Raw genomic sequence first — 4486 nt, 5'->3', positions numbered from 1 at the left:
AAAAAATAGCTTTGCCAAATACACCGTATTTAATGCTTTTTCCTGAAACAGGTGGTGAACAAAAGCAAATTCGAGTTGATTTTTGGGCAAAAATAATTGGTAATATCTTGCAAGAAAATAATTTATCAGTTTTGATGTGTGGACAAACCAATCTATCAAATCAAATTTTGAGTTTGGTTGCCGACACCCATAAAAATAAAATAATTGATACTTCTTCCAAAATAAATATTATTGAAATTGCCTTTTTATCTAAAAATGCTGTTTTTGCCCTTACACTTGACTCTTTCCCAGTACATTTGTGCTGTATTTTCTGTAAAACGATTACACTTTTTAAAGGAACTGGTTTACCATTTTTTCCTATAGCAAACTTTCCAGTTTATTTGATTCATAACCAAAAACCAAGCATTGGATTAGCATTCGGGCGGTCAAATGTTACTATTTTATATCAAGAAAATATTGAGACAGAGGATGTAAAAGAGTTGATTACTAAAAAAATTCATGATGATATATAGAAAGTATTGTGCTTTACGGCGAGTGTTGTATTTCCTTTGGTTGAAAGATATTTTTGTTGATATATACGCTCGTTTTATTTATAAACCAAGCCTAAAAAAACTACAATCAAATCCTTATCCAAAGCTATTGTTTTTTAATTCAGGACATTTAGGCGATGCACTAATTATGTCTTATTGTTTTCCTGAAATAAAAAAACAGTATCCCAATATCGTTATTGATGTAGTTTGTGGCGAGTGGTGTAAATTCATTTTTAATGAAAACCCAAATGTTAGGAATATTATCATTCAGAACCATTTTATGACCAATCGTTCGCCCATAAGTGAGTTTAAAAAAATAGTAAATCACTTTAAAACTGCTCGTTCGGCTGTAAAAAACCTCAAAAAGGAAACTTACGATTTTTCTATTGATGTCCGAAATTCAGGAGCTGTATCGCATTGGATTTTACCATTTATTAAAGTAAAACATAGCTATGGATTTGGTTCAAGGGGCTATGGAGGCTTACTGGAAAAAGAGTTTTTTTTACCCGACAATCCATTTCATTCGTATGATATGATAGCGATATTATTGAAAGAAATTGATGTTGAAACTAATTTATCGGATGTTAAGGCATATTTGCCATTTAAGAGTGAAAATAAAGAAAAAATAGAGAAAAAGATAGAAAACGCATCCAATTCATTGCTAATTTTTCCTGAATCTGGAGCCGAAATCAAAATGTTTGATAACGTTTTTTGGATAAACCTTTGCCACCAAATTTTAGAAAAAAGTTCTCACCATTTACTTCTTTGCGGAGAAAAGAAATTCACAGAAACACTTTTTCACGAACTTCAAGAGCAACTTCCAAACTTCGGTAATAGAATATCTTTTACCCAGAAAATACCTTTATCAGAAGTGGCAACTTTACCACAAATTGCTCATGCTGCCATCACTTTAGATTCGTTCCCATCTCATCTGTGTTCAATTTTTTGTAAAACCCTCGTTATTTCAAAAAATGCAACAGGGTACCAGTTTTTCCCTTTAAATAATAAGGCTACTTTATTGCTTCATGACCATTTTCCGAGCTGCTCAGTTAATTTACAACGAGCGGCATTTTTCAGTCACTACGTTGAAAATTTGAACGAGATTTTTAATAATGAAAATGAAATGACCGCCATTATAGATTTTTTAAAATAATCAACTTTATTATAGACCAATCGAGTGCATCAACGTCAATTATTTTAAAATAAAAAAAGAGAACAAATGTTCTCTTTTTTTATGCCAATAAGTGGCTACAAACCATTAAAAATGCTCAATACTTCATTATAATTTTGCTTATAAAAGCGTTGCCTCAACAGAAATGCTTGTATTGTACAATTTTGAAATGGGACAATTTGCTTCAGCATCGGCAACAAGTTCGTCAAATTTTTCTTTAGAAATACCAGGAACAGTAGCACTCAAAACCAAATGAGAATTTGTAATAGCTCCATTGTCAAGTGTAATTTCACATTTTGTTTCTAAGTTTTCGGGTGTAAAACCAGCTCCAGAAAGATTGAAGCTTAGTTTCATAGTAAAACATCCTGCGTGTGCAGCAGCTACTAATTCTTCAGGATTTGTACCGATTCCTTCAGCAAAACGACTATTAAATGAATATTGCGTTTTGTTTAAAATTGTACTTTGCGTAGTAAGATGTCCTGTTCCTTCTTTACCCGTACCTTGCCAAACGGCGGTTGCATTACGTTTCATTTTTTGCTAAAATTTGAGTTAAATACTTCATTCCAAATAAAAACATTTGCTCTAAAAAATGCGTTCCGAATTAAATGTTTTCTTTTAGAAAATATTATTTTGGAAGTAATTACATTCGGAATAAAGTCATAACCGATGATTGTGAAAATTTATACCATTCATAAATCTAAAATCGTAAATACTATTTCTCAACTTGTCTATACAAAAACTTTTGTAACTTAGTGTCAAAATTCAACCCAATGCAAAAGTTAATCAAAGAATTTCTACAAAAAGAAGCCGAATACCAAACTCGTCGGCATTTTCTACAAACTTGCACCACAGGTTTGGGAGCAATGGCATTTGGCTCAATGATGGGCGGTTGCTTAGCAAAAAACGCCCCTAATCAAGCACAGAATGACCTAATGTTTCCAAAAACGCCACATTTTACTCCGAAAGTTAAACAAGTGATATATATTCACATGGCGGGAGCTCCCTCACAATTAGAATTATTTGATTATAAACCCGCTCTCCAAAAATTTGATGGACAAGACTGTCCGCAGGAATTTCTTGAAGGAAAAAAGTTTGCATTTATCAGAGGCGTTCCAAAAATGCTTGGTTCAATTGGAAAGTTTAACCAACACGGAAATTCTGGGGCTTTAATTTCAGATTTTCTCCCCTTTTTACCCGAAGTTGCCGACGACCTGACTTTCTTGAAAGCCATGTATACCGATCAGTTTAACCATGCTCCTGCTCAGTTATTGATGCACACAGGCAGCCCACGTTTGGGTCGTCCGAGTATGGGTGCTTGGTCGGTTTATGGTTTAGGTTCAGAAAATCAAAATCTCCCAGGATTTATTGTATTATCTTCGGGCGGACGTAGCCCCGATGCAGGTAAAAGTGTATGGGGAAATGGCTTTCTTCCTTCAATATATCAAGGCGTACAATGCCGTACAGGTGGCGACCCCGTGCTGTATGTTTCCGACCCTCATGGCATGAGTCGAGATATTAGAAAACAAACAATTGAAGCAATAAATGAGATAAATATGCAGCAATACGAAGCAGTACAAGATCCTGAAATTTTGACCCGAATTTCGCAATACGAAATGGCATTTCGAATGCAGGTTTCAGTACCCGAAGTTATGGATACAAGCAAAGAACCCGAATGGGTAAGAAATATGTACGGGGCTGTACCAGGCGAAGGATCTTTTGCTAATAACTGCCTGTTAGCAAGGAGATTAGTAGAAAATGGTGTGCGATTTGTACAACTTTTTCATTGGGGTTGGGATGCTCATGGTACAAGTAAAGAGTTGGCGTTAGATGGTGGTTTCAAAGATTTATGCAGAACAACCGACCAAGCGGTAACAGGTTTACTGAAAGACCTAAAAATGAGAGGTTTGCTCGACGAAACATTAGTAGTTTGGGGCGGAGAATTTGGAAGAACGCCCATGCAAGAAAACCGTGACGGACAAACACTGCCATTCAAAGGACGTGACCATCATTTAGATGCTTTTACTGTCTTTATGGCAGGTGGTGGCTTGAAAAAGGGTATGACTTTTGGAGAAACCGACGATTTAGGATATTATGGCATAAAAGACCGCACGCACGTACACGATTTGCAGGCAACTATTCTGCATCTAATGGGCTTTGACCACGAAAAACTGACTTATGCTTTTCAAGGTCGCCCATACAGATTGACCGATGTAGCAGGAAAAGTTATCAAACCTATTTTAGCATAAATAAATGTAGTGCAATTAGTAAAATGATGATTCAAAAAAACACATTCAAATGAAAATACTTACCACACTCCTATTTTTAAGCGTTTGTTTGAATCTTTTTGGGCAAAAAGATTCGTCATATTATAATACAAATATTACTCGAAAATTATATTATTTGAAACCTCTACAAAAAGTCAGTGGTGTATATTTTTATGGAGACCGAAAATTGAGTGGTTATAATGCCCTCGAAGTACCTTTTTTTGAGCTAAACAATGCCGAGGTGAATTTTCATTATAAAAGATATAAAACTTTCACTGGTATCGCACAAGCTATTAGTTTTATTCCTACAATTTATATTATTGCCAATCTGAGCAATCGCAACAAGCAACAAAGCGGCTATTATACCAGCACTTATTTAGGTGTTATAATCGCTTCATTAGGCGGTTCGATTGCCTGTAACTTAATAATGCGAATTTTGCGATAAAATCTTAGATAAGTACAATTTTATTTAAATCATTTTTATCAAGTTTGCATATATAATTTGGCATAGAAGGGAATGA

The 4486-nt window shown here is 34.8% G+C and carries 5 protein-coding genes; 4 read left to right on the top strand and 1 reads right to left on the bottom strand.

Annotated features, from left to right (window positions below):
- Together ACH2CJ_RS18280 and ACH2CJ_RS18275 are read left to right on the top strand one after the other, a co-directional pair.
- The coding region (locus ACH2CJ_RS18280; protein ID WP_394994982.1) for a glycosyltransferase family 9 protein at nt 1–512 on the top strand (512 nt) is incomplete at its 5' end.
- Nucleotides 499–1683, top strand: coding sequence for a glycosyltransferase family 9 protein (locus tag ACH2CJ_RS18275; protein WP_394994979.1), 1185 nt, complete (start codon nt 499–501; stop codon nt 1681–1683). The genes ACH2CJ_RS18280 and ACH2CJ_RS18275, both read left to right, overlap by 14 nt.
- A gap of 138 nt (nt 1684–1821) precedes the next feature.
- Here ACH2CJ_RS18275 and ACH2CJ_RS18270 read toward each other — a convergent pair whose 3' ends face one another.
- Nucleotides 1822–2232: an OsmC family protein gene (locus ACH2CJ_RS18270; protein ID WP_394994977.1), complete on the bottom strand. Its 411-nt coding sequence runs from the start codon at nt 2230–2232 to the stop codon at nt 1822–1824.
- A gap of 239 nt (nt 2233–2471) precedes the next feature.
- Between ACH2CJ_RS18270 and ACH2CJ_RS18265 the strand changes: the two genes are divergently transcribed.
- Both ACH2CJ_RS18265 and ACH2CJ_RS18260 read left to right on the top strand, forming a co-directional pair.
- Entirely contained in the window at nt 2472–3947 is a 1476-nt protein-coding gene (locus ACH2CJ_RS18265) for a DUF1501 domain-containing protein (protein ID WP_394994976.1), read from the top strand.
- 49 nt (nt 3948–3996) lie between these two features.
- Entirely contained in the window at nt 3997–4410 is a 414-nt protein-coding gene (locus ACH2CJ_RS18260; protein WP_394994974.1) for a hypothetical protein, read from the top strand.
- Nucleotides 4411–4486 lie beyond the last annotated feature (76 nt).

The organism is Emticicia sp. (assembly GCF_043780375.1).
Taxonomy (GTDB): domain Bacteria; phylum Bacteroidota; class Bacteroidia; order Cytophagales; family Spirosomataceae; genus Emticicia.
Note: the sequence above shows the minus strand (reverse complement) of the source record. Positions and strands in the feature narration are given on the sequence as shown.

Excerpts from the sequence above, each read along its gene's own strand:
- ACH2CJ_RS18265 (WP_394994976.1), top strand. The coding sequence starts at position 2,472 with ATGCAAAAGTTAATCAAAGAATTTCTACAAAAAGAAGCCGAATACCAA.
- ACH2CJ_RS18275 (WP_394994979.1), top strand. The coding sequence starts at position 499 with ATGATGATATATAGAAAGTATTGTGCTTTACGGCGAGTGTTGTATTTC.
- ACH2CJ_RS18260 (WP_394994974.1), top strand. The coding sequence starts at position 3,997 with ATGAAAATACTTACCACACTCCTATTTTTAAGCGTTTGTTTGAATCTT.
- ACH2CJ_RS18270 (WP_394994977.1), bottom strand. The coding sequence starts at position 2,232 with ATGAAACGTAATGCAACCGCCGTTTGGCAAGGTACGGGTAAAGAAGGA.